1 pseudogene is annotated in these 893 nt (G+C 58.5%); it reads left to right on the top strand.

What is annotated here, in order from left to right:
- Positions 1-242, top strand: a pseudogene (locus tag D6877_RS17405) (amidohydrolase); the annotation flags it as partial.
- Positions 243-893: the final 651 nt, after the last annotated feature.

Here is an 893-nt window from a genome sequence, read left to right as displayed (position 1 = left end):
AGGATGACGTGGTGCAGGGACCGCTGGTGGGTGGGGCGGAAGATTTCTCGTTCTTTGCCAAAGAAGCACCGGGGTTGTTTGTATTTCTTGGCGTGACCCCGAGGGACCAGGACATGAGCAAAGCTGCGCCGAATCATAATCCGGGGTTCTTTGTCGATGAGTCGGCGTTGGTGGTTGGGGTCAGGACATTGGCGTCGTTGGCGACGGATTATTTGTATGGGAATGCGGGGGTGGGCAAGTAAATCCCAGGTGGCTGGAATTCTGTAGATCAAAAGCCCCTCACCCTAGCCCTCTCCCGGAGGGAGAGGGGACTGACCGCGGTGATCGCCAGAGCTTCGCCGTCCTGAAATATCGAGTCGAATGCAAGCTTTGAACAACCCACAAATCGGCTCCCTCTCCCTCGGAGAGGGCTAGGCGGGCGGCGTTCCGATGAGAGGCAAACCCACCACAAAACCAAAGCCAGACACCACCCGCTCTTAACCACTCAAACAATGAGCGCAAGCTCGAGTAGCTTTTGATCTTGATCTCGGAGCCCGTCGGCAGGCTGAGCGAAGGGATTGATCCGGGCGTGGGAGCGCAGCGACCGTACGACGCAGTCGTACACAGCGAGTGTAGGTGCAGCGAAGCAAACCGGAGCCGCTGCGCCAGGATCGATCCCGGAGCGAAGGAACCCCGAGCCCCAGCGAGCGGGCCGAACGTCAGGGCGCAGACCTTTGGTTACTTTGGGGCGTTTGCCAAAGTGACCCGCTGTAAGAGCGGAACCGTAACCAGCAACACCCGCAGAAACGGATATTCACGCAAAACCCAACCAACCTGGTCGGCCCAGAGGCCGCCAAGGTCAAACCACATCAACCCCTACGTGAATCGCATCATGCCGCCAAAACTCCAGATCA

Origin of the sequence: Pseudomonas sp. Sample_9 (genome assembly GCF_004307535.1) — a bacterium.
GTDB classification, from domain to species: domain Bacteria; phylum Pseudomonadota; class Gammaproteobacteria; order Pseudomonadales; family Pseudomonadaceae; genus Aquipseudomonas; species Aquipseudomonas mercuritolerans.
This window is presented reverse-complemented; position numbering and strand designations above follow the sequence as displayed.